The sequence below is a fragment of the Flavobacterium zubiriense genome (assembly GCF_041729725.1).
In the GTDB taxonomy this organism is placed as follows: Bacteria; Bacteroidota; Bacteroidia; order Flavobacteriales; family Flavobacteriaceae; genus Flavobacterium; species Flavobacterium zubiriense.
On the sequence record NZ_JBCFQL010000004.1, the window covers coordinates 106,408 to 132,036 of the forward strand.

Here is a 25,629-nt window from a genome sequence, read left to right on the forward strand (position 1 = left end):
TTATAGAAGCAAATCAATCCTAGTTTAAGAATTAGAAGAAAAACTTCTAAAAAAACTCCCAGAGAGTCTAACTCTATCGGAAAAACAAAAAAAATGAAAAACATCGAAACACTTACTCAAGAAGCAATTAATTTATTAAAAAGCCTTATTGAAACACCTTCGTTTTCTAGTGAAGAGCAGCAAACCGCTCTTTTAATAGAAAATTGGTTTAACCAAAACGAAATACCTTTCAAGAGAGAGAATAACAATGTTTGGGCATTCAATAAATATTTTGATAAAAATAAACCTACTCTACTTTTAAACTCACATCACGATACCGTTAGACCCAATCAGGCTTACACCAATGATCCATTTAAAGCTATTGTTGAAGAAGGAAAATTATTTGGTTTAGGAAGTAATGATGCTGGCGGATGCTTGGTTTCGTTAATGGCAAGCTTTACTTATTTTTATGCCAATGAAAATTTACCTTACAATATTGTAATGGCAGCTTCGGCAGAAGAAGAAAGCAGCGGTAAAAATGGTTTAAATAGTGTTTTAAAACATTTACCTGAACTAGAATGCGCTATTGTGGGCGAACCTACTTTAATGCAATTGGCTATAGCCGAAAAAGGTTTATTAGTACTGGATGTAAAAGTAAAAGGAACAGCCAGTCATGCCGCTCATCAAAACGATGACAATTCAATATATAATGTTATTCCTGTAATCGAATGGTTTAAAAACTATAAATTCGAAAAAATTTCGACTGCATTAGGACCTGTGAAAATGACCGTAACCCAAATCATTGCTGGTAAACAACATAATGTAGTACCATCAGAATGCAATTTGGTAGTGGATATCCGAGTTAATGATTGCTACACCAATCAGGAAATTTTAGATACCATACAAGAAAGTGTGAATGCCGAAGTTACACCTCGCTCTATGCATTTAAAAGCTTCGTCTATTCCTGCAACTCATGGATTAGTTCAAGCAGGAATTGCATTAGGCAGAACTACTTATGGCTCCCCTACGCTTTCAGACCAATCGGTTTTGAGTTGTAAATCATTAAAATTAGGACCTGGAGACAGCTTGCGTTCCCACTCGGCTGATGAATTTATCTACATAAACGAAATAGTAGAAGGAATTGAATTGTATATCAAAATACTTTCAGACTTTTTTAAAATAAATTCCAATATTTAAATTCCAAATTCCAATAATCATCAAATTGGAACTTAAAACAATAAACTATAAACCAAAAACAGTTAAAAATGAAACTTTGGGAAAAAGGAATACCAACAGATAAACAAATCGAACAATTTACCGTTGGAAACGACAGAGAACTCGATTTAGTTTTGGCTAAATACGATGCTTTAGGTTCTATTGCACATGCTAAAATGTTGGGAAAAATTGGATTATTAACACCAACTGAAACTGATTCTTTAGTAGTCGCTTTAAACGAAATTATTGCTGATGTAGCCAAAGGCAATTTCGAAATCGAAGACAGTTTTGAAGATGTACATTCTAAAATAGAATATCTTTTGACGTTAAAATTAGGTGATGCTGGTAAAAAAATCCACACAGCCCGTTCCCGTAACGACCAGGTTTTAGTTGATGTAAACTTATACCTGAAAGATGTTGTAAAAGACTTGAAATCTCAGGTAAAAACGCTTTTTGATTTATTAATGGAATCGGCAGAGAAACACCAAAATGTGTTGTTGCCAGGTTATACGCATTTGCAAATTGCGATGCCTTCTTCTTTCGGAATGTGGTTTTCGGCTTATGCTGAAACCTTGATTGACGATATTACGATGCTAAACGCAGCCTTAAAAGTAGTCGATCAAAATCCATTGGGTTCCGCTGCTGGTTACGGAAGCTCCTTCCCTATCAACCGAACTTTTACTACTCAGGAATTAGGATTCGAAACCTTGAAATACAATTCGGTTGCGGCACAAATGAGCCGTGGAAAATCAGAAAAAACAGTGGCTTTTGCAATGAGTAGCGTTGCTGCTACTTTGGCTAAATTTTCTATGGATGTGTGTTTGTATATGAGTCAGAATTTTGATTTTATCAGCTTGCCAGCTCATTTGACTACAGGTTCCAGTATCATGCCACACAAGAAAAACCCAGATGTTTTTGAGTTAATTCGTGGTAAATGCAACAAAATTCAAGCCTTGCCTTATGAAATCACTTTGATTACCAATAATCTTCCAAGTGGATACCACCGTGATTTGCAATTATTGAAAGAAGGATTGTTTCCGGCTATTCAAAACCTGCAAGCCTGTTTGGATATTGCCATTTTCTCTATCAAAGACATCAAAGTAAAAGACGAAATCTTAAACGATAAAAAATACAATTACCTGTTTACTGTAGATACTTTAAACGAAATGGTAGTAGCAGGGATGCCTTTTAGAGATGCTTATAAAGCCGTTGCTGAACAATTAGAAGCTGGAACGTATCAATCACCAAAAGAAACCAAACATACGCACGAAGGAAGTATCAATAACCTTTGTCTGGCCGAAATTAAAGAAAAAATGAATTTGGCTTACTAAAAATATTCATCCAAAAAAAATTCCATTAATTGGCTAAAACCAAATAAATTATCATCTAAGTAAAGGCAAATAAAAAAATAAATTCCGTTGACTAAAGTCAATGAATATTGAAAAAAAACAAAAAATGCAACCAAAAAGGTTGCATTTTTTTCAGGGTAACTTAGTAAATAACCAAAAATAAACTAATTCACTCTACCATCAATTTATCTTAAAAATGATATCGCTTGAATGCTTCAATAGCAGCATACTCCGCTAATCCTAAATCATTGTATTTTTTTGCTGTAGCTCTGTTTCTATCCTCGGCACGAACCCAAAATTCTCTACTATCATCACCTTGGAACATAACACCATCTTTTTGAGATTGGTGATAAAAAATAGCATGACGTTTTTTAAGAACTTGGTCAGGACTCATAGGTACTGCCATTTCTATCTGGTACGATTCCCATTCGTGCCAAGCACCTCGGTACAACCAAACCCAACAATCATCCATATAACTATTGTGTTTCAATTGTTTTAAGGCTTCAAACAAACTATCTAAACACACTTTATGAGTTCCGTGTGGATCAGCTAAATCTCCAGCGGCATAAATTTGATGAGGCTTAATATCATCAATAAGGTCACACATAATTTTAATATCGGCTTCTGAAAGATTACCTTTTTTTACTGTTCCTGTTTCATAGAATGGTAGATCTAAAAAATGAACATTTTCATCTGGAACACCTAAATATCGGGTAGCTCCTAAAGATTCACTTCTTCTAATTAACCCTTTTAATTTTCGAACGGCAACAGAATCTATATCATTTTTTCCTTTATTCTTCAAGAAATTAATAATACTATCTGATTCACTTGACGATGCATTTAAAACCGTTGATACTTCGGCAAATTTTAAGGCTTCATCATTAGAAACAGCAATGTTTCCTGAGGTTTGGTAAGCAATATGTACTTCATGTCCTTGTTCTACCAGTCTGTCAAAAGTTCCTCCCATAGAAATCACATCATCATCAGGATGTGGACTAAAAATAATCACTCTCTTTTTAGAAGGATTAGAGCGTTCTGGTCTGTAAGTATCATCGGCATTTGGTTTTCCTCCTGGCCAACCAGTAATGGTGTGCTGCAATTGGTTGAACATTTTGATGTTCAAATTATATGCCGTTCCTTCTTCTGCTAATAAGCCAGACATTCCATTATCATTATAATCTTTATCGGTCAACTTTAGAATTGGCTTTTTAGTCAATTCACTTAACCAAACCACTGCTTTTAGTTTTAATTCATCTGTCCAGACACATGATTTAACCAACCATGGTGTTTTTACTCTGGTTAATTCGGAAGAAGCTTCACTATCTAAAACAAAAGTAGTATTGCTATGTTCCTGCAAATAAGTTGCGGGTACTTGAGAAGAAATTTCACCTTCAATAGTATTTTTTAGAATATCCGCTTTGCTAATTCCCCAACCTAAAAGCACGATTCTTTTAGCATTTCGAACAGTACCAATACCCATAGTAATGGCTTTTCTAGGTACATTGTCAATTCCTAAAAATGCGGGTGCAGCGTCAACACGAGTCAAATGATCCAGTGTAATACTTCGGGTTCCTGAATTAATATGCGAACCCGGTTCGTTAAATCCAATGTGTCCCGTTCTACCTATTCCTAATAACTGAAAATCCAATCCTCCATAAGATTTGATCTTCATTTCATAATCAATGCAATATTGTTGTAATTCTTCACTGCTTACATTTCCATCTGGAATATTAATGTTTTCGGCAAGAATATCTACATGGTCAAAAAGGTGCTCATGCATAAAATGATGGTAACTCTGAATGTTGCTTTTATCCATTGGATAATATTCATCCAGATTAAAAGTCACCACATTGGCAAAACTTAAACCTTCTTCTTTATGCAGTCTAACCAATTCCTCATACACTTTTATGGGCGAAGATCCAGTTGCAAGTCCCAAAATACAAGGTTCGCCTAATTCTTCTTTTCGCTGAATTAAATTGGCTATTTCATGTGCTACTAAAACTGAAGCTTCTTTAGACGAATCAAAAATTACGTTGTGAATTTTTTCAAAACGTGTTTCTTCAAATTTTCCTGCTTCTCTATAACTTATACCTTCTTTAATCATTTTAACAGTCATTGGATTATTATTATAGGATAAAATTAAAACTTTATTACTGGTTAGAATTAAAAATTCGACTAATAACTATTGGTCTTCGCCAAAAGACATAATTATAAACTTAAAATTGTTTTGGAACAATCCTCCATCACAATTAGAGCTACTCGATTACGTTTATTTCGCATATCGTAACGCTGTTTCCTTTACCAATTCCTGCTTTTGCTACAAATTTTATGTATCTCGACTTTACTTTCGAAAAAAGTTTGATTTGCTCTATTGGATTATTTTTTATATTCGAAAACTCTCCTTCAGATTGCTTCGTCCATTTCTTATTATCAACACTGGTGTAAAACTCATAATTCGAAATCAAATCCAGATTATTTCCCACTTGTTGCGGCACATAACTAAATCCTTTTATTGTAATAACTTTCCCCATATCAATAGAAACTTCTTGAGGCAATTGATGTTTGTTATCTCCAAAACTCCAACCTGTAGCAGGATTTCCATCTATAATTCGCTGTACCGAATTCATATCTCCGCTAGAGGCCGCCACGATTTTCCATTTTTCTTTAGACATTCCGTATCTAGCCGATTGAACCGCGCTGCTTTTATGTTCTAATGTATCTACTGCAATTGCTTTTATTTGAACCGCTTTATTGTATCGAAAAGGAGCTTTGTACAAAATACTTTTTACTGACGGAACAGCACCATCAACAGTGAAATAAATACGATTCCCCTCTTCAGATTTCATCGTTACTTCGCCATTTTTATCTCGACTCACCTCAGGCATACGCACAAAAGTAGGTGCATTAAAAGCCTGAATGTTCGACAAAACAATACATGCTTTGGCATCTGTAATAGTTATTCGCAATTCCGAAGCAAGCACTCTATCGAATCGTAAAATTCTTTTGTAACCTATAGTTGTTTCGGTAGCAATCGTTTTCCATTTCCCATCCACTTTCGCTTCTACAGTAAACCCTTTTATACGTTGCCCTAATTGTATATACTCTTGAAGTAAAACACGATTAACCGCCGTTGGCGTATCAAATTCAAATACCACAGCTGCCGTTTTTACACCATCATCTGTAGCCCAATACGAATTTTTATCGCCATCAATAAGTTTTTTAGCAGAAAATGTATCGTCGTTTGCTCGAATATTATTAGCCGTTACTTTAGTTCCTGCTAATAATTCTGTTTCAAAATCCGATTGAATAACTGCAGTAAATTCTTTTAATCTCGCAATATCGTGTTCGTTAATCAATCCTCTTTTATCCGGAGGCAAATTCAATAAAAGAGTGGCATTACGACCGATGGATTTATAATAAATATCAACCATTTCGTCCAGTGACCGTACTTTATCATCCTCTACTTCATGATAAAACCAACCTGGTCGAATGGAAACATCAGCTTCTCCTGGAACCCATTTTTCGCCATCTTCATGTCCCGACATAAATTCGGAATAATGTACCTTTCCTGCTAAATCATCTTTTTGACGCAAAAGACTCCAGTTAGTTGCATTAGCAAAACCTTCTTCATTTCCGATCCATCTTGCTTCCGAAGGACCAATTCCCCAAACCAGTGTTTTGGGAGCTATTTTATAAATTAATTTATAGGTTTCATCCCAATCATAATACTCAAGTGTATTGATTTTTCTGGTTTCATTAGCACCACCATAATAGCCATCGCCGCCGTTAGCTCCATCAAACCACATTTCGAAAACATCCCCATAATTAGTAAGCAATTCTTTCAGCTGATTTCTAAAATAAGTAACATATTCTGGTTTACCATAATCTGCCCGATTTCTATCCCAAGGAGAAAGATACAATCCTAATTTTAAATTATACTCCTTGCAAGCTGCAGCTAATTCCTTAATGACATCGCCTTTTCCCTCTTTCCAAGGGGAGTTTTTTACAGAACGTTCTGTATATGCCGATGGCCACAAACAAAATCCATCATGATGCTTAGCTACTAATATAATTCCTTTCATTCCCGCTTCTTTTGCTACTCTAGCCCATTGACGTGCATCCAGAGCAGTTGGATTGAATAATTCAGGCGATTCATCTCCATAACCCCATTCTTTATTAGTAAAAGTGTTTAACGAAAAATGGATGAAAGCATAGAACTCCATTTCCTGCCAATCGATTTGTTTTTGTGACGGTAATGGACCAAATGGTTTAGGAGCATTTGTATTTTCCTGGGCAGTAATTGTCGATAAAAAACTCAAAAAAAACAGCGAAAAAAATATATTTTTCATTAAAACAGTAATTTATATTTTATAAAATAAGTGCATAAAACATAAATTTAAAATAAAAAGTATTGCATCGAATATTATTTCGACAAACAACAATTTTTGAAGTACTTAGGATAATTAAATCAAGTAATTTTGCTTTTAAGAACAATAAACCACTATGGACTTAAAGTCAATAGATTTAGTTTGGTAAAATGAAAGTCTGCGAGATTGAAAAGTAAAATCCACCGCAAATTCACAAATTTAAAGACTTGGAAAAAAAATAATTTGCGAATTGGCGGTGAATATTTCTAGAACCTGAAAGGAAAATGCACTAAAGCACATAGGTTTAACTATTTTTGAGACCAATAAAAAAGCCCACAAAATTAATTTTATGGGCTTTATTGTAGTTAGAATTAATTGACTTTGTTCTGGTTCGAATTGGGTTTCAATTCATCCGGGCTGTCTTTGGTATAAGTCTTGAATTGTTCTTTGGATGGACTTACAAAAATGTCTTGTATTACATCCAGAGTCAGTTGATTTTTAGGATTGAATTGGTCTGAATTCATATAGTTTTGTAGCGACAAAAACAATTGTTTCGCAGCAGGTTTGTTTGTTACATCAGGACTTAAATCAGCACTACTTACTATGATTTTTCCTTTTCCTACTTGAGCTTCGAATACCAAAGCCAATCTGCGATTCATAAACCAAGTATCGATAGGTTGGATTATTGGACGGAAATCAACTGGAAAATCTTCTAAATTCATCACTTGAGCACGATTTTGAATTTCCCACCACTGTAAATCACTGTGGAAACTCGTTGGGAAATCAGCAAAAGCTGAACTTTTATCCTGAATTAGCATTCCTGTTACGTGTGGCGGTCGCATTTTGAACCAAGATGTATTCCAGAAAACCGGCAGAAAGTGCATTTCTACTTCTTTTCCTTTTACCACTTTTCCAGAGGCATTCAAGAATACTTTCCCCCCATTTTTCAAGACTTCTTTGGCTTTTTCGTCTAACACTGTCGTGTAATAAATAGAAGGAGAGGCTTCCACTTTTTTATCAGGATACACCCAAAAATTCCAATCGTTGATAAAAGCAGTATTGTTTACTTTTACTTCTAAATTTAATTTCGTGGCTTCTTTGATTTCATCCAACTTAAAAGCTAGGTTTCCAACAAACAATCCGTTTCCGTTTTCGAAAGTTTTAGCATCGAAACTTCCTGAAGCTAGTGCGATTCCCTTTTCGTTTTGGATTGTCCAACTGATTACAGCATTTTTTAATGGTGTTTTTCCTGAGTGGAATAGTAAAATTTCGGCCTTGAAAGTTTCTGTATTGGTGTAAACAAATTTTGAGATTTTAGCCAATGGAACAGTTTCGTTGCAAAATCTCGAATATTCTTTAGCTGTAACATATCCTTTTTCTTGAAAGAAAGCATCCAGCACTCCTACAAGAGCCGTTCCTTGACCAGGAAAATCCTGTAAACCTAATGCTTGAAAACCGGCATAACCTGGTGTTCGCAACATTTTTTCAATTTCTCCTTTGTAGCATAAAACCTGTAATTTTCCAGAAGCATTCAGGAAATCTTTAGATTGATTACTCATATTATGATCTGCTAAATCCTGACGGAACATCTCAAAGTTTTTGGCTTTATAAACTCCTGTGTATTTTTGAATTTCTTCGAAATTTGGAAAAACACAATATTGACCAATTTCGTGAGCTACAAATGGCACTTTAAACGGTGCAATACCTGCACTAAAATCCGTTTCGGTTTCTGGCATTTTTTTCCATTCTAAACCTCTTACACCACCACGAGATTGGTATTCAGCCTTAGGAACTACAGGCCAGCTTCCGCCTACTGACATTCCTGTATAGACTCTTCTGCTGTCTCTGGCTTTCCAAAAATCGACAAAATCATTAAGGTATTTTACCTGATTTCCTGCTGGTTCATTTCCTGCGGACAACATAGTAAAAGAAGCATAATTCCCGTATTCTTTTGCCATTCTGAGCGTTTCGTCGTATAAAAACTTGTCAACAGGCTGACCTAATCCTATTTTAGGACCGTGGTTTGGCCAACTCGGGCCTTCGGGTTGTAAATAGAGTCCCACTTTATCGGCAGCAATAAAAGCAGCTTCTGGTGGACACCAAGAGTGAAAACGGACGTGATTCAAACCATAAGACTTTATCTTTCTGTAAATTTTTTCCCAAGCTTCTACTGTTGTAGCAGGATAACCCGTTAACGGAAATTCGCAATTATGCAGTGTTCCTCGAAGAAAAACAGGATTTCCGTTGATTAAAAATTGGTTCCCATTAATTTTAAATTCACGCATTCCAAACTGAACTTTTTTATTGGATTTTATTCCTTTGGCATTCAAATTTACATCCAAATGATACAAAGCTGGATCAAATTCGTCCCAGATCAACATTCCTTTTCCAAAAGGCAAATCCAGCTCAATAGTTTTAGTATCTGATTTTGCTACTACTATTTTGCTCTTTATCTCCTGAGTTTTATCAGATTTAGAACTGTTGAAACTTTTTGCAGAAAGGACTATTTTTCCGCTAAAAATACTTGAAGTACTATTATTAATCGTGATTTTAACACGCGCTTTTCTGTTTTTTACATCAGGGTAAATCTGAACATCGTCTATATAAACAGGTGCAATAGCCTCCAACGCTATTTTACCAATAATTCCATTCCAGTTGCCTTGTGTATGATCAGTAATACTATGTGAATCAGGACCAACATTTATTTCTTTAATGCTGTTGTCTATTCGAATAGAAATACGCTGTTTTCCTTCCTTCAAAAAAGGTGTTAAATCATAAATATGTGGAGCTACTAACGAGTTTTGCAAACCTACTTCTTTGTCGTTTACCCAAACTCGGGTTTCGATATGCGTTCTTTCTAAATGAAGAATAATGCGTTTGCCTTTCCATTTGGCAGGAATGTTCACTTCTTTTTGATACCAAGCGGCTCCAACGTAATGTTTTGCCGGAGTGAGCCAAAAAGGAATGTGAATATTACCCGGTTGACGGTATTTTTCTAATCTTGGAATAAAATAAAAAGAGCTATCATAAATAGAACCTGTCCATTTGGTTTTCAAAGTGATTTCATCTCCTTTCAAAAACTCCGCCATCGAACCTGGCAATTTGATATTATCCGAAAGATTTTTGTTGTACCATTTGGCAGTCACTCCTTCGTTATTTCGATCCATTTCAAAATGCCAGTTGCCATCCAAATGAATCACTTCGTCTTTTCCTTTGAAACTGCTTAAAGAAAATAGGATTGCCAATATGAGGCAGACGTAATTGAATTTTTTCATAGTATTGTGTATTATTTTTTATGGCTGTCCGCCGCTAAGCAGAACATTTTTTTTTAACCATTAATAAAATTTAAGAAAGTAAAGAACATTGCTACTCTTCATTATCTTAATGAACATAATGGTTTGTTTGTTTTTCATACTAAACCTTATTTTTTAATGGAAAACGAGGATGATTTAATATAAAATCGATAGGATTTTACATTTCCATTGGTACTTTTATCCGTACGGGGTAAATATTTAAATCCTTTAATTTTAATGTTTTCTCCCATATTTACCACAACTTGATGCGGATGTGGCGTTTTTGAAACTGTCCAAGCTGTAGACCAAAAAGTGGATTCTTGTTGGTCGAATATTTTTTCAGCCGAATAGTTTCCTACCGAAATCTCTTCACTGTCGGCATACACAATTTTCCAATTGGAACGATTTACTGGCAAACCATCCACACCAATCAATTCCATTTCAGCAATACTGCTGCTGGTGTCTTTTGGGTTTTGGAAATTTAACGCCTCAAAACAGAAATACTGACCTTCGAATTCTTTATCGAAAGTGACTTCTTTCCAACCCTGACCACTGCTCAATTCTCCTTCATTAGCAGCAATTTCGGCAGATAAATCTAAAGTTTCTCCTTTTTTACGGTGCAAAAGCGATTCGTCAATCACAATTTTATCTAAAACAGGGGTCGTAACACCCGAAATTTGCGTTGCTGTAGGCGTTTCTAAATCCAGAATTATGATTTCGTTTTTCCCTTTTTTCAACCAACAACCTGGCATAAACAAGGTTTGTTGCGGTCCAATTTTCCAATAACGCCCTAAATTGTATCCGTTAACCCAAACCATTCCTTTGCCCCAAGTACTGATATCAAGGTAAGTATCTCCAGTAGATTTCAAATCAAAAGTAGCTTTGTACCAAGCTGGACCGTTTGCTTTTTCTGTTTTGAATTTCATTTTTTTCTGGAAATCATATTCCACTGGAAAATTAAAAACTTCCCAATTTTTAAGACTAGTAGAATTTGAACCAGATAGTATTTCTACTTTTTCGGTAATTCCTTTTCGGTCAATAATGGTTTTTCCGTAATTCACCCTGCCCAAAGCATCAACCAGAATATCAAGCACATCGCCTTTTTTTACTGCTGGTATTTTGATAGTATTTTCATCTTTGCGACGGTCTAAATTTCCTATCCATTTTCCATTGATATAAATGGCAGCCCAATCGTGCAAATCAGTAATTTTTAAATCAAATGAAGTGCTATTTTCGGGTAATTTGGTACGGTACAAAATGCGTCCCCAACCCTGATCAAAATTTTCCATCGGTTGAATCAATTCCGATTTATTGGCTTTCGGAAGGTTTTCAAAAAGTGATGCCGACTCCTTAAATATAATTTTAGGAACTGAAATCATCTGATAATTTACTGGTGGTTCTGGAATGGTTTCACCAGGATTCAGGTAATTCTTCATCAAATCACGAACCGCATAGAATTTGTCAGTAGGTAATCCAGCTTCATTAATTGGTGCATTATAATCATAAGAAGATACCATGGCTCCAAAAGGAGGTGCATTGGCTCCGCCCCATTGTCCGAAAGATGTTCCACCGTGTGCCATGTATAAACTGAATGAAATATTGCGATCCAACATGTCTTTCAAACTTCCGATAAAACTACTTATCGAACGGGTTTCGTGCGCTCGTCCCCAATAATCGAACCAACCTGTCCAGTATTCGCTGCACATTAGCGGCGCTTTTGGATAAATTTCTTTATATTTTTCAAACTGTTTTTCGATGTTAGAACCTGCTCCAAAATTCAATGCGGTGTACACTCCATCTACCTCATAATTAAAGAAGTTAGAGCTCCAATCGCAGCGGAACAATTGCACTTTGTCAAAACCTGAAGCACGAACAGCATCACGAACTTGTGACATATAGTTTACATCTTTACCAAAAACGCCATATTCATTTTCGACCTGAACCATGATAATATTGCCACCATTTTGAATTTGGTATGGAGCCAATTGTTTGCCTACTTCTTTCAAGTATTTGATAGAACGTTCCATAAAATAAGGGTTGTCTTTGGTTCGTACCTGAATATCTTTTTTCTTCAAAAGCCACCATGGCAAACCGCCCATATCCCATTCGGCGCAGGCATAAGGGCCAGGGCGGACAATGCAATACATTCCGTTTTTTTGAACCAATCGCACAAATTCTGCTACGTCTTTTTGTCCTGTAAAATCAAATTGGTCGGGTTGTTGTTCGTGAAAATTCCAAAAAAGATATATACAAATGGTATTCATTCCCATGGCTTTGCACATTTGGATACGCTGTTCCCAATATTCTCTCGGAATTCTTGGAAAGTGAATTTCTCCAGCACGTACTAAAAATGGTTTTCCGTTTAATAGAAATGCCTTTTCCCCAGCCTCAAAGGATCCTGATTTTCCAGAACTTTGAGCTTGAATTGTTACCGTTATCAAAAATGCTAAAGCAAGAATTAATTTTGATATTTTCATCTGTTATAAATAATTGTTTTTTCAAAAATACATTTAGCTAGTAGTAAACCAAAATTAAAAATGACTTAATTTATAGTTGGTGTTTTGTTTCCTATTTAATCTCTACATTCACTTTATATTCCACTGAAATTTGAGGTTGTTTTACTTCCAGAAAACTCTTTTTATCACTAAAATCAGGCAGTACTTTTTTATCCAAATAACTCAAATAAGGAGCATCTTTCTGCATTGGCATAAAATAGAAGTACATATCGCTTGTTTTTAAAGCTTCCTGGTATCTTTTTAAACCAATTGTCCAAGGTTTACTGGTGTAAAGATCATCTGTTTGCAACTCACCGTTCATCATACAAATGCCACGATCACCACGATAATCAAAAGTGATGAAAACATCATTTGCTTTTGATAAATCTAAACTACCCGCTTTAAGTACAAAATGACTGTTATCAGCCTGTACCAATTGAATTGTAGTGTCTGCTTTTGGAACATTCAACTTCCACACACTGATGCTTTTAATCGTCGATTTTCCTTTTGTAAGCTTTCCATCAACCGAAGTGACGGCAGCAAAAGGATATACAGCAAAATCAATATTCTCCTGATTATTGCTAATTAGTGTGGTTGTTACATTATTATCCAATACCAATGCATCACTTATTACTAACTTTTGATTGTCCGATTGACCAATCAAGTATCCCTTTTCTGCTTCGCTATTTGGTAAAACTAAAAATGAGACCCCGTTTATTTCGAATTCATTTATTTTTTCAGTGCTACAAACTACAACAGTATTACCATTTCTAATTATAGTTTTTATTCCTTGACCGTTCACTTTTATTTTGCCTTTAAGCACTATTTCTGGAGCAATGCCATCTATCGAAACCATCACATTGTACTTTTTATTCTTATTCGTAAACTTACAAAACGGCTGCACTGTTGCCATTCGAATCGCTACCCCATCATAATTTACATTAAAAGGAAAAATTGCTGAACTACCTGCTTTAAGCGTGAAAGTTCCCGTATCAGGAAAGGTGAGCTGTCCCGAATTAGTGGCTACATTAATTTTCAAACCTGATAAATCTTTCATCTCTAAATGATCCTGAAAATTATGCATAAACAAATAACCTTTGTTACCATCTCCCCTTACGGCATAACGCAAAGTACTAGTGTCAGTGGCTTTAATACTGTCATTAGTCGAAGGTAATATAGGATAGAGTGGTGCTAAATCGTTGCCATAGCTTTTTAAAAAGTAATTCATCAACTTTAATGGATAATAGCCACTGCTTACCTTTCCAAACTCGCCAATAGGAGCTTGATAATCGTAGGATTTATTGTGAAGTCCCGCGCCTTCGGTTAAAAAATAATTACCAATAGAAGGTGTAGTTCCACCGTGGTACATATAAAATCCCAACCCGTTAGTTCCACTTCCCACTGTACGAACCATCATAGGAAGAAAACTTTCGCCGGGAACACGTGGACGTCTTGTATAAGTAACTGCCATTCCTGTACCTAATTCGGCTGCCAGAGATGGATATAAATTTACATCATAGCTTACAGGTGCATAATCTGGTTTTTGATGGATGTTTTTAAACAAATAAAAGGGAGACGGACTGTTTCCTGCTGTCCAAAAAGGGTAAGCATAACCTGCCATAACAGGAATAGAACCTTTTTCGACAATAGTAGCATAACCCCAACCAGTAGCAGTATAAATAGGCGCTACCAAACCCGCATCAATAGCTAGTTTTTTAAGTGTTTTCATGTGATCACGACCTACATCTGCAAACTCATTCCCCTTGTCATTAATTCCAACACCATCCTGAATAATCTTTTTATCTCTTCCTGCAACAGTGCGCTCTTTTGGAGCATCCTGATAGGTAAATCCCCAGGGTGCTGTGGAATGCTGGTATTCGTTTTCTAATTGTACTCCTACAATAGGGCCATTGTCTTTGAATAGTAACCCTTTCAATTGTTTACCAATTTCTTGATACAAACGGTTTACATAATACAAATAGACTAGGTCATTGCTTCTTACATCAATTGGACGACCATACAACCAATCCGGTAAACCGCCATTACGAATTTCACCGTGAGCGAAAGGTCCAATGCGCATGATAACTTCCAAACCATTTTTAGCACACAATTCTGTGAATTTACGAACATTAAGATCCCCACTCCAATCGAAAGTTCCTTCCTTAAATTCGTGCATATTCCAAAAAACGTAGGTTGCTACCACAGTAATTCCACCCGCTTTCATCTTTTTTAATTGCTCGTCCCAATATTGATGTGGATAACGACTAAAGTGAAATTCCCCAATAACTGGAATAAAAGGGTTGCCGTTTCGTTCCAGATAAAAACTATTTACATCAATCTTGTCGCCTTTAGTATTTGTCCCACCCAAATCAAGATGACCACGAATCACGTCGGTATTGACTCTAGTGATATCAATGGAATAATTATTTTGGGCAGTTACATCTATCGAAACAGCAGAAAACAAGAATAATGTGATAGTGAACAGTGAAAAGATTTTAATTTTTTTCATGAATATATATTTAATATTTCTAATGTTTTTTTACGAAAATTCAACTGCATTCTTAATTTTAGTTAATCCAAAATTACCATTTCTAATAAATCAAAACCGCAAAAATCCTACCATAATACGCATTCTGGGGTTTATAATTTGGTTTAATTAATGATGAAACAAAAATACATTTAGCAATCTACTAATAAATGGATTATTAATTGGAATAAATGGACTATCTTACGACCTTGAACTAATTTATATCGTAATAGTATAATTATAATGAATAATCTACCGACATTAAAAATAAAAGATGGTTTTTTGGGGCAAACTATGGTCGTTTTGTCAACAGATCAAAAAGAAAAAGTAAAACTTCACCCCTTTTCGAATAATCTTTTTCTTGACGCAATAGGCTATTTTCCCAATGCAAAACATCACAATTGTTCTAGAAAAAATGGGATTAAGGAGTATATTTTCCTGTACTGCATAGAAGGTGAGGGTTGGATTAAAATCAATAAAAAAACCATTAATCTAAAACCAAATACAGGCTTTATCATTCCTAAAAATACCGCTCATCAATACGGAAGTTCTTTAAAAGAGGCTTGGAGTATTTATTGGATTCATTTTGATGGAAATTATGCCCAAACATTTTACAAGCGTTTTTCAGTTTCTGGCAATGGATCGGTCAATATCGCTTTTGACGAAAGTCGAATAATTCTATTAAACGAGATAATCAATCTTTTAGAAAATGATTTTACGGATGAAAAAATGGAACTCATTCACTTTAGACTGCTTACTTTTTTTAGCTCACTGTGTTATTCCAATACTTCCGATAATCCTATCGAAGATAAAATAAGTCATTCGATTATATTCATGAAAACCCATTTAAATCAAGTTTTAACTGTTAACGAATTAGCTAACCAAGCTTTTTATTCGGTTTCTAGGTATTCTGAACTCTTCAAGCATAAAACAGCTTATTCTCCTATCCAATTCTTCATTCGCTTAAAAATACAAAAGGCCTGTGAGTACCTTAAATTCACTAATCTCAACATCAAAGAAATATGCAAAGAAGTAGGTTTTGACGATCCTTATTATTTTTCTCGAATGTTCAAAAAGCAAATTGGTTTATCACCAATGCAATATAAAAAAACGCACAATTAATAGGCACATTCGAACTAAAAACCATCTTAATAAATCATACATTTGTAAACCTAAAGCAACCTAAAAACAGATTTGCATGGTTTATGAAAACTTTATTTTTTGTCTCGAAGGTGTTCCTGATATAGAAACTAATATTGATACCGAGACGCTCCAAAACTTAGAACATTTAGCGTTTGAACACCAAATTTCCAGTATTTACAAAAATTGCGATACCATTGAAGGTTTGGAAGAAAGTCTAAGTGCTTTACTCTATGATGATCATCATTTTAAAGATTACCAAATTATCTACTTGGTGATGCCCGGACAAGAAAATAATATTTGCTTACATGATTATTATTACAGTTTAGAAGAAATAGCCGAATTATTTGAAGGAAAGCTCAAAGGTAAAATCGTACACTTTGCTAATAAAAAAGTATTGGATTTGACCTCGGAGGAATCGCAATATTTCCTTGATATTACTGGTGCTAAAGCCATTTCTGGTTATGGAATAAAAGAATACAATATAAGTAGCATTCATCTCGATAAGTTCTTTTTTGGCTTGTGCGAAGAACTAGATGATGTTGTTGAAATAGTGGAAGAATTACATCAAAAAAATTATGCCTTGTGTAAACATCTGGATTTTAGATTGTACTATTAATCCACTTCTTGTTTTGTTTAACTAATTTTAATTTATTTCAAACATATCTTAAAATTTTTAATCTAATTATGGCTCTTTTTATAATCTAACAAGTATATTTGTGTAAACAACATACACATGAAACACATTTCAAGAGAAGCTATTTCTCAAATGGAGAAAATAGAACGATTAAATTTAATTAATTCCTGTACGGGTTATAAATCAGCTAATTTAATTGCCACCAAATCTTCTGATGGCGACTCCAATGTGGCTATTTTTAGCAGTGTAACCCATTTGGGCAGCAACCCTGCAATGATAGGTTTTATAATGCGTCCTACAACAGTCCCTAGAGATACTTACAAAAACATAAAAGAGACCGGTTATTTTACCATCAACCACATTACAGTAGATATGATTGAAGATGCGCATCATACCTCTGCAAATTATGAATTGGGAATTTCTGAATTTGATAAAACAAATTTGGAAGAAGAATATAAAAACAACATCCAAATCCCATTTGTAAAAGGCAGTCCTGTACAATTACACTGCAAATACCTCAATGAATATTACATCAAAGAGAACGATACCATTCATGTTATCGCTGCTATTGAAGATGTTTTTTTTAACGAAGAACTTGAACATAATGATGGTTGGCTGCAAATTGACAAAGGCAATGTTGTAACCCTAAACGGTCTTGACGGTTACTGTTTACCAAAACTAGTCGATCGTTTTCAATATGCTCGAAAAGAAGTTCCCACTACTTCATTTTTCAAAAAATAAGAAATGAAAAAACTACGATTAATCCTTGGTGACCAATTAAACATTCAGCATTCTTGGTTTCAAAAAACAGATGAAAATACCCTGTATCTGATAGCAGAAATGCAACAAGAAACCAATTATGTAAAGCACCACATTCAAAAAATTGTAGCCTTTTTTATGGCGATGAGAAATTTTCATCTTTCGCTAAAAAAAGCAGGACATCAAGTTGTCTATTTTGAAATTACTGATACAAACAACCCACAAAATCTGGAAAAAATTATTACGGATTGTATCGAAAACTACAAAATCGAAAAATTTGAATACCAATTACCCGATGAATACCGATTGGACAAGCAGCTAAAAAGCATTTGTTCTCAGATAAAAATTGAATCAGAAGGAGTTGATTCGGAGCATTTTTATACCAAAAGAGAGGAACTTTCAACTTTTTTTGAAGGTAAAAAATTATTATTGATGGAAAATTTTTACCGCAACATGCGTAAAAAACATCATATTCTAATGGATGGATCCACTCCCATAGGAAATCAATGGAATTTTGATGCTGATAATCGAAAAAAATACAAAGGAGAAGTGCCTGTTCCTGCTGAAAAAAATTTCCACACCAATGTGGCTAAAATTATTGCCCAAATTAAATCCGCCAATATCGTTACTTTCGGAAACATTGATGTCGAAAATTTCAGTTGGCCTAGCTCACGAGAGCAATGTCTAGAAGTTCTAGATTATTTCTGCCGAAATTTACTACGCCACTTTGGTGATTACGAAGACGCTATGCACACTGATGAAAAATTCCTTTTTCATTCCCGACTGTCTTTTGCCATGAATAGTAAAATGCTTTCGCCAAAAGAAGTAATTGATACCGTAGTTTCTTACTATAATGCGCACAAAGAAACTATAACGCTCTCGCAAGTAGAAGGATTTGTGAGACAAATTCTAGGATGGCGCGAATATATAAGAGGAATTTACTGGAAGGAAATGCCCGATTATGCCCAAATGAATGTGTTGAACAACACCAACAAGTTACCTGATTTTTTCTGGACGGGAAATACCAAAATGAACTGTATGAAACACGCCATTCAGCAAAGTTTAGATGAAGCTTATGCCCATCACATCCAGCGACTTATGGTAATTGGGAATTTTACACTTTTAACACAAATCCATCCCGATGAGGTAGACAATTGGTACTTAGGAGTCTATATTGATGCTATTGAATGGGTCGAAATGCCCAATACTCGTGGAATGTCTCAGTATGCTGATGGAGGAATTATTGCCACAAAACCTTATGTATCTTCTGGAAGTTATATCAATAAAATGAGTAATAATTGTGCCAAATGTTTTTACAATGTCAAAGAAAAATTTGGCGACAAAGCTTGTCCGTTCAACAGCTTGTATTGGAATTTTCTGGATGAGAAAAAAGAATATTTTCAAAAAAACCAACGTATGGGAATGATGCTCAATTTATTAAACAAAATCAAACCCGAAGATTTATGCCAAATCAAACTGAAAGCCAACAGCATTATCCAGAACATGGATGATTATTAAAATATAACTCGTTGGGTGAAATTGTTTTTGGATATTAAATTTTCGTCAGTTCGAGTGAATTTTCAGAAAACGCGACAGCTTTTTCGGAAAATTTGTATCGAGAACAAGAAAATATTGAATAGAAAACGGTTCTCGATACATTTTTCGCTTCATTTAGCTTCGCTGAACCACTTCGTTAGGTTTCATTACGCAAAAAACACTACCATTGACGTTTTTGATAATTTTACCCAACGGGTTAAAATATAGAATTAAGAAGAAAGCCCATTTTTATTAGAAGACTGTCTGATGATTAATTCAGGCTCCAAAATAATGCGATTCACCGTTTTTTTCTTAGGATTATTGATTCGTTCTAGGAAAGCTTCTGCAGCTAATTTCCCAATTTGGTCACTGTGCTGATTTACTGTTGAAATGGAAGGCTGTGTCAACGAAGTAAAAGGCTCATCACTAAAACCAATCAACGCCATCTCCTCAGGAATTTTAATATTATTTTCCAAAATAACTTGTAACGCACCCAGCGCCGCAATATCTCCCGCTACATAAACTGCATCGGGTCTTTCTGGCGCATCCAGTAATTGTTGCATGATACGACGACCATCTTCTATTCTCAAATTACTTTCTATAATCCAATGTTCGTTAATAGGTAAATTCCATTTTTCGAGTGCGTCTTTGTAACCGCGAATTCTTTCTTTATATATTCGAATGTGATTAAAACCAGCAATATGCGCTACTCGTTTGCAATTTTGTGAAACCAAATGATCAATAACCAAATGACTACTTTTGTAATCGTCAATTCCCACATAATCCACATGCAACTCCTCCTCGCCTCTATCAAACAAAACCAATTCGGTGCCTTTGGATTTAATTTTTTGATAATATTCTAAATCAATAGTTTCATTGGCCATAGAGGCAATAATACCATCAACTTGAATTTTCAACAAAGTGTCAATTTCCTGACATTCTTTGGCATACAATTCATTTGACTGCGTCATGATGATATGGTAACCGTTCAGATTGAGTACTTTTTCGATATTCTCCACTACCGAAGAAAAAAAATGACTGTTGACACGAGGAATAATTACCCCCACCAAATTACTTTTCCCTTTTCGTAAAGCACTCGACAAATAATTGGGTTGATAATCCAGCTGAAGAGCCGCTTCTTTGACCGCCATTTTAGTCTTATCGCTAATTCGGGGATGATCGTTCAATGCTTTAGAAACTGCAGAAGGTGTTAAACCTAATAAAGTTGCAATATCTTTTATTGTGGATTTTTTGTTATTCTCCAATTATTTTTATATTTGTTCAATCGATTGAACAAATATAATATTTTAAACAAAAAGCACAATACATTTCAAGTTGTGTTTTTTTTATTTCTAAAACTGTTCAAACGATGGAACAAAATGAATAATTATAAGAAACATGAAATATATTGTTTGCGAAAAACCAGGTGAATTTATTTTAAAAGAAAAAGAAGCACCCGTTAGAAAAGAAAACGAAGCCTTATTACAAATCAACAAAGTAGGAATCTGCGGAACTGATTTGCATGCTTATGGCGGAAATCAAGCTTTTTTTAGCTATCCTAGAATTTTAGGACATGAATTGGCTTCAACAGTACTCGAAATTGGAGATAATCCAAGAGGAATTAAAGCTGGAGATAATGTTGTAATCATGCCTTATGTAAGTTGCGGAACTTGTATTGCGTGCAGAAACGGAAAAACCAATTGTTGTACCAATATCAAAGTTTTAGGCGTTCACACCGATGGTGGTATGCAGGAACAAATTACTGTCCCTACTTCCATCCTTTTACCAGCAAATAATTTATCTGACGACCAAATGGCTATTGTAGAACCATTGGCAATTGGAGCACACGCTATTCGTAGAGCGGCTATTGTACCAGGAGAAACTATTGCTGTAGTGGGTTGTGGACCTATCGGAATTGGGATTATGAAATTGGCTCAAATTGCCGGTGCTAAAGTAATCGCAATTGATATGAACGAGCAACGTTTGGCTTACGCCAAAGAAAAAATCGGTGTGGATTATACGGTGAAAGCAGGTGAAAATACGGTTGAAGAAATTACAAAAATTACAAATGGCGATTTATGTACGGCTGTTTTTGATGCTTCAGGACACAAAGGTGCTTTAGAAAGCTGCCCAAATTATATGTCTCACGGTGGTCGATTTGTACTTGTTGGTTTATCCAAAGGTGAATTGACTTATAATCATCCAGCAATTCATGCTAAAGAAATGACTTTAATGTGCAGCCGTAACGCTACTACTGAAGACTTTGAACACGTAATTAGCATTTTAGACCAATTCCCAACAGAATCGTACATTAGTCATAATGTTCCTTATACTGAAATGATTGCCAATTTTGATAGTTGGCTAAACCCTGCAACAGGCGTAATTAAAGCTACTGTAGATTTTAAATCAAAGTAATATGATAATCGATTCACATCAGCATTTTTGGATCTACGAAGCGGAAAAACACGCTTGGCTAGACGATAATATGAAAATCATTCGTCGTGATTTTTTGCCAGAAGATTTAAAATTGGTTTACCAAACTAACGCTATTGATGGTTGTGTGGCTGTGCAAGCAGATCAAACATTGGCCGAAACGGATTTTCTTTTGGATTTAGCCGAAAAAAATGACTTTATCAAAGGAGTTGTAGGTTGGGTTGATTTAAGAGCTTCTACTATTGATGAAGTTTTAAATCACTACAGCCAATTTTCAAAACTAAAAGGATTTAGACATGTGGTTCAGGTCGAAGCCGATCCTAATTTCATGTTGCGTCCTGATTTCGAGAACGGAATTGCCGCTTTAGAAAAATACAATTTCACTTATGACATTCTGATTTTTCCACATCAATTAGGCGCAGCATTAGAATTAGTACGCCGGTTTCCAAATCAAAAATTCATCATCGATCATATTGCAAAACCGTACATAAAAGACGGATTTTATGATGGTTGGGCAGCTTTAATGAAAGCGATTAGTGAATACCAAAATGTGTATTGCAAACTTTCAGGAATGACTACCGAAGCCGATTACAACAACTGGACTCCCGAACAAATTGAACCTTATATGCAATTGGTTTTAGAAGCTTTTGGCGCCAACCGAATTCTTTTTGGTTCCGATTGGCCAGTGTGTTTAGTGGCGGGAAATTATACAAAAACAAAAGAATTAGTAACCAATTTCATTGCGAAATTAAGCTCCCAAGAGCAAGCTGCCATTATGGGTGGTAATGCAATGCAATTTTATAACTTATAAATTATGGATTTAGGATTAAAAGGAAAAGTAGTTGTAATTACAGGTGCGGCTGGACTTAAAGGAAGTATTGGAGAAACAATTTTGCAACACTTGGCTGCCGAAGGTGCAATTCCTGCGGTAATTGATAGAAACGACCGTGGATTTTCTTATATCGAAGAAATTCAAAAGCAAGGAATTGATGGTTTGTTTTGCAAAACTGATGTTACGAATCCGGTACATATTGAAGAAGCGATAGCAAAAATTGTTGCTAAATACGGTCGTATTGACGCTTTAATCAACAATGTTGGTGTTAATGATGGAGCGGGATTAGATGCTTCTTACGAAGAATTTATGGATTCTTTGAAACTGAATATGGTAAGCTACTTTATAACAGTGAAACACGCTCTTCCCTATTTAAAAGCTTCTAAAGGTCCCATTTTGAATATTGGTTCTAAAGTTGGATTAACTGGTCAAGGCGGAACTTCGGGCTATGCTGCTGCCAAAGGCGGTGTTTTAGGATTAACTCGCGAATGGGCGGTAGATTTAATCAAACATTCGATAAGAGTGAATGCTGTAATTATTGCCGAAAGCTGGACTCCTGCTTATGACACCTGGATTAAAACATTGGAAAACGGTGAAGAAAAATTAAAATCTATCGTCAAAAAAATTCCTTTGGAAAACAGAATGACAACTCCTGATGAAATTGCTGATACTTGTTTGTTTACCATTTCAGAAAGATCATCACATACTACAGGACAATTCATCTTTTGCGATGGTGGTTACGTTCACTTAGACCGTTCGTTATTAACAGAATAATATTGTTTCTATTTTAAAGAACAAGTCATATAATGCTATGGTTTGTTCTTTTTTTACCAATCAACCAAACCTATTAAATTTATACAAATGAACCAATCCACTCGAATTCCTGTAGTAAAAAAGGAATTACTTTTTCCGTTTATCATCATTACCTCCTTATTTGCTTTGTGGGGAGTTGCCAATGATTTAACAAATCCAATGGTTTCTGCTTTTAAAAAAGTAATGCCAGAATTATCAAATATGCAGGCTTCTTTAGTTCAATTTGCTTTCTATTTTGGTTACTTTTTTATGGCATTGCCAGCAGCATTATTTATTAGAAAATACAGCTACAAATCAGGAATCATTTTAGGCTTGTGTTTGTATGCTTCGGGAGCATTTTTATTTTACCCAGCTGCGGCTTATCAGGATTATAATTTTTTCTTAATTTCATTATGGGTAATTACCTGTGGTCTAGCGTTTTTAGAAACCACATCTAATCCTTTAATTTTAGCTTTAGGAGACAAAGAAACAGCCACTCGCCGATTGAATTTAGCACAATCTTTTAATCCTGTTGGTTCTTTAATGGGAATGATTGTAGCACAACAATTTGTTATTTCCGCCTTGCGATCAGACGATAAAGACGCTTCAGGAACTTTAATTTATGACAGCTTATCCGAAACAGCAAAAGCTGGTATTCGCGAAAACGATTTGGGAATAATCAGTATTCCTTACATTATTTTAGGACTAGTAGTTTTGGCTATTATGGTAATTGTTTTTTTTACCAAAATTCCTAAAACAGCCGATCATGATAAAATGTCCATCTCAGAATCTTTTAGAAAATTATTTGCTAATAAAACGTATATCCAAGGAGTAATTGCCCAAGCTTTTTATGTAGGTGCTCAAATTATGTGTTGGACATTTATTTTTCAATATGTCGACAATATCAATGAAGGATTGGTTAGTGACCAACAATTAACGGCTTCATGGTACAATATTGCCGCAATGATTATTTTCTTATCAGGAAGATGGATTGGAACGGCTTTAATGAAAACCATTAATCCATCCAAAATATTAATGTTATTTGGTATTGGTGGTGTGCTACTTTGCGCAGGAGCTATTTTACTTTCAGGAACAATAGGTTTGTATTCTCTGGTTGGAGTTTCTTTATTCATGTCGATTATGTTTCCAACCATCTACGGAATTGCCTTAAAAGACATGGGTGACGAAGCTAAAATTGGTTCGGCAGGATTAGTAATGGCAATTGTAGGAGGTGCTTTAATGCCTGTATTACAAGGAAGTATTTTAGACTGTGGCGGTCCTGGATTCTCGGATGTAAAAATTTTAGGTTTCATACCTGAGGTTAATTTTTCGTTTATTCTGCCTTTAATATGTTTAGCTGTAGTTGCTAATTATGGTCGTATGACTTTAAAGAATTAGGTTTAGAGCCTGTTTAAAATTAATTAAAATTAATTTCCCCTGACCCTAAAGGGTGTAATTTTGATGAATTTTCAAGAAATTTTTCACCCTTTAGGGACGGGGAAAAAGAAAATTTCTTTTTTTAAATAAATTTAAACAGGCTCTTACATAACTCATAAAAAAACTCCATACGCATTTGCTCATTAGCAATCGTATGGAGTTTTTTATTAATCACATTTTAACCAACCTGTAATACTCATTCTAGTAGTTTGTGTTGGTAAAACTTCATGCAACAATTCATCACTTTTAAAGAAAACCGTTTTTCCTTGTGTAGGACTTATTTTTTGATTGGTTTTATCCTGATGAATCAACAATTCTCCGCCATCAGCAGTTTGCCAATTGCTGTTTAAATAACTAATCATCGAGAATTTTCTACGCGAATTATTTTGAAACTGGTCCAAATGTTTCAGATAAAAATCGCCTTTTTCATATAAGGAATAATGAAATTCATAACCCGTAATTCCAGTATAACAGCTTTGATTCAGATACCGAATAAAATCCTCAATATGTTTAAAAAACTCATTTTCGAAAACATTATTATGCTTTTTATCCAACCAATAAATCGAATCACTACGAACAGCACTATCATAAGCAATAGCTTCTGAATTTCCTGTTCCAGCTTCTTTTAATAAGTTTTTCTCGTTTAAGGAATATAGATTTTGTTTTAAATTATTGGCCAATTCATCAGATAAAAAGTGTTCTGATATGCCTACTTTATTTTCAATGTACGAGGCAATCAAAGCCTCAAAGTTTTTTTCCATTTTGTGGTAACCCAAAATAGGGCTAGCTAGCGAAAGTAGACTAAAAAGATATACCAATTACATTTATAACTTTTAAT

At 34.9% G+C, this 25,629-nt stretch carries 17 protein-coding genes; 10 read left to right on the forward strand and 7 right to left on the reverse strand.

From position 1 onward, the window contains the following. Positions 1–93: 93 nt before the first annotated feature. Positions 94–1,176: a M20 family metallo-hydrolase gene (locus AAGV28_RS04875; RefSeq protein ID WP_373405704.1), complete on the forward strand. Its 1,083-nt coding sequence runs from the start codon at positions 94–96 to the stop codon at positions 1,174–1,176. A gap of 68 nt (positions 1,177–1,244) precedes the next feature. After that, positions 1,245–2,525, forward strand: coding sequence for an argininosuccinate lyase (gene argH, locus AAGV28_RS04880; RefSeq protein WP_373405705.1), 1,281 nt, complete (start codon positions 1,245–1,247; stop codon positions 2,523–2,525). Positions 2,526–2,733: 208 nt separating this feature from the next. Here argH and nagB read toward each other — a convergent pair whose 3' ends face one another. From nagB to AAGV28_RS04905, 5 genes are all read right to left on the reverse strand, one after another. Further along, positions 2,734–4,647, reverse strand: a complete 1,914-nt coding sequence (gene nagB, locus AAGV28_RS04885) for a glucosamine-6-phosphate deaminase (RefSeq protein ID WP_373405815.1) — start codon at positions 4,645–4,647, stop codon at positions 2,734–2,736. A gap of 151 nt (positions 4,648–4,798) precedes the next feature. Beyond that, on the reverse strand, positions 4,799–6,892 hold the full coding sequence (locus tag AAGV28_RS04890; RefSeq protein WP_373405706.1) for an alpha-L-fucosidase: 2,094 nt from the start codon (positions 6,890–6,892) through the stop codon (positions 4,799–4,801). 389 nt (positions 6,893–7,281) lie between these two features. After that, positions 7,282–10,185, reverse strand: a complete 2,904-nt coding sequence (locus AAGV28_RS04895; RefSeq protein WP_373405707.1) for an exo-beta-1,4-galactosidase — start codon at positions 10,183–10,185, stop codon at positions 7,282–7,284. Between the two features lie 146 nt (positions 10,186–10,331). After that, on the reverse strand, positions 10,332–12,680 hold the full coding sequence (locus AAGV28_RS04900) for a beta-galactosidase (protein ID WP_373405708.1): 2,349 nt from the start codon (positions 12,678–12,680) through the stop codon (positions 10,332–10,334). Between the two features lie 91 nt (positions 12,681–12,771). Continuing rightward, complete coding sequence (locus tag AAGV28_RS04905; protein ID WP_373405709.1) at positions 12,772–15,207, reverse strand: beta-galactosidase; 2,436 nt, start codon at positions 15,205–15,207, stop codon at positions 12,772–12,774. Between the two features lie 261 nt (positions 15,208–15,468). Between AAGV28_RS04905 and AAGV28_RS04910 the strand changes: the two genes are divergently transcribed. The 4 genes from AAGV28_RS04910 to AAGV28_RS04925 all read left to right on the forward strand — a co-directional run bounded on the left by AAGV28_RS04910 (position 15,469) and on the right by AAGV28_RS04925 (position 19,279). Next, positions 15,469–16,347 (forward strand): AraC family transcriptional regulator, encoded by an 879-nt coding sequence (locus AAGV28_RS04910; protein ID WP_373405710.1) that lies wholly within the window; start codon positions 15,469–15,471, stop codon positions 16,345–16,347. A 76-nt stretch (positions 16,348–16,423) separates the two neighbouring features. After that, the gene (locus AAGV28_RS04915; RefSeq protein ID WP_373405711.1) at positions 16,424–16,984 is read left to right on the forward strand and encodes a DUF6642 family protein; all 561 of its coding nucleotides are present in this window, start codon (positions 16,424–16,426) and stop codon (positions 16,982–16,984) included. Positions 16,985–17,101: 117 nt separating this feature from the next. Next, complete coding sequence (locus AAGV28_RS04920) at positions 17,102–17,743, forward strand: flavin reductase family protein (RefSeq protein WP_373405712.1); 642 nt, start codon at positions 17,102–17,104, stop codon at positions 17,741–17,743. A gap of 3 nt (positions 17,744–17,746) precedes the next feature. After that, on the forward strand, positions 17,747–19,279 hold the full coding sequence (locus AAGV28_RS04925; protein WP_373405713.1) for a cryptochrome/photolyase family protein: 1,533 nt from the start codon (positions 17,747–17,749) through the stop codon (positions 19,277–19,279). 248 nt (positions 19,280–19,527) lie between these two features. On the opposite strand, the gene AAGV28_RS04930 is transcribed toward AAGV28_RS04925, so the two are convergent. Continuing rightward, positions 19,528–20,562: a LacI family DNA-binding transcriptional regulator gene (locus AAGV28_RS04930; protein ID WP_373405714.1), complete on the reverse strand. Its 1,035-nt coding sequence runs from the start codon at positions 20,560–20,562 to the stop codon at positions 19,528–19,530. A 133-nt stretch (positions 20,563–20,695) separates the two neighbouring features. Between AAGV28_RS04930 and AAGV28_RS04935 the strand changes: the two genes are divergently transcribed. The 4 genes from AAGV28_RS04935 (at position 20,696) to fucP (ending at position 24,752) form a co-directional block, all read left to right on the forward strand. Then, positions 20,696–21,712 (forward strand): zinc-binding alcohol dehydrogenase family protein, encoded by a 1,017-nt coding sequence (locus tag AAGV28_RS04935; protein WP_373405715.1) that lies wholly within the window; start codon positions 20,696–20,698, stop codon positions 21,710–21,712. Between the two features lies 1 nt (position 21,713). Further along, positions 21,714–22,541, forward strand: coding sequence for an amidohydrolase family protein (locus AAGV28_RS04940; protein ID WP_373405716.1), 828 nt, complete (start codon positions 21,714–21,716; stop codon positions 22,539–22,541). Positions 22,542–22,544: 3 nt separating this feature from the next. After that, positions 22,545–23,336 (forward strand): SDR family oxidoreductase, encoded by a 792-nt coding sequence (locus AAGV28_RS04945; protein ID WP_373405717.1) that lies wholly within the window; start codon positions 22,545–22,547, stop codon positions 23,334–23,336. Positions 23,337–23,423: 87 nt separating this feature from the next. Further along, positions 23,424–24,752, forward strand: coding sequence for an L-fucose:H+ symporter permease (gene fucP, locus AAGV28_RS04950; protein WP_373405718.1), 1,329 nt, complete (start codon positions 23,424–23,426; stop codon positions 24,750–24,752). A gap of 206 nt (positions 24,753–24,958) precedes the next feature. On the opposite strand, the gene AAGV28_RS04955 is transcribed toward fucP, so the two are convergent. Continuing rightward, complete coding sequence (locus AAGV28_RS04955) at positions 24,959–25,552, reverse strand: 2OG-Fe(II) oxygenase (protein ID WP_373405719.1); 594 nt, start codon at positions 25,550–25,552, stop codon at positions 24,959–24,961. Between the last annotated feature and the right edge of the window lie 77 nt (positions 25,553–25,629).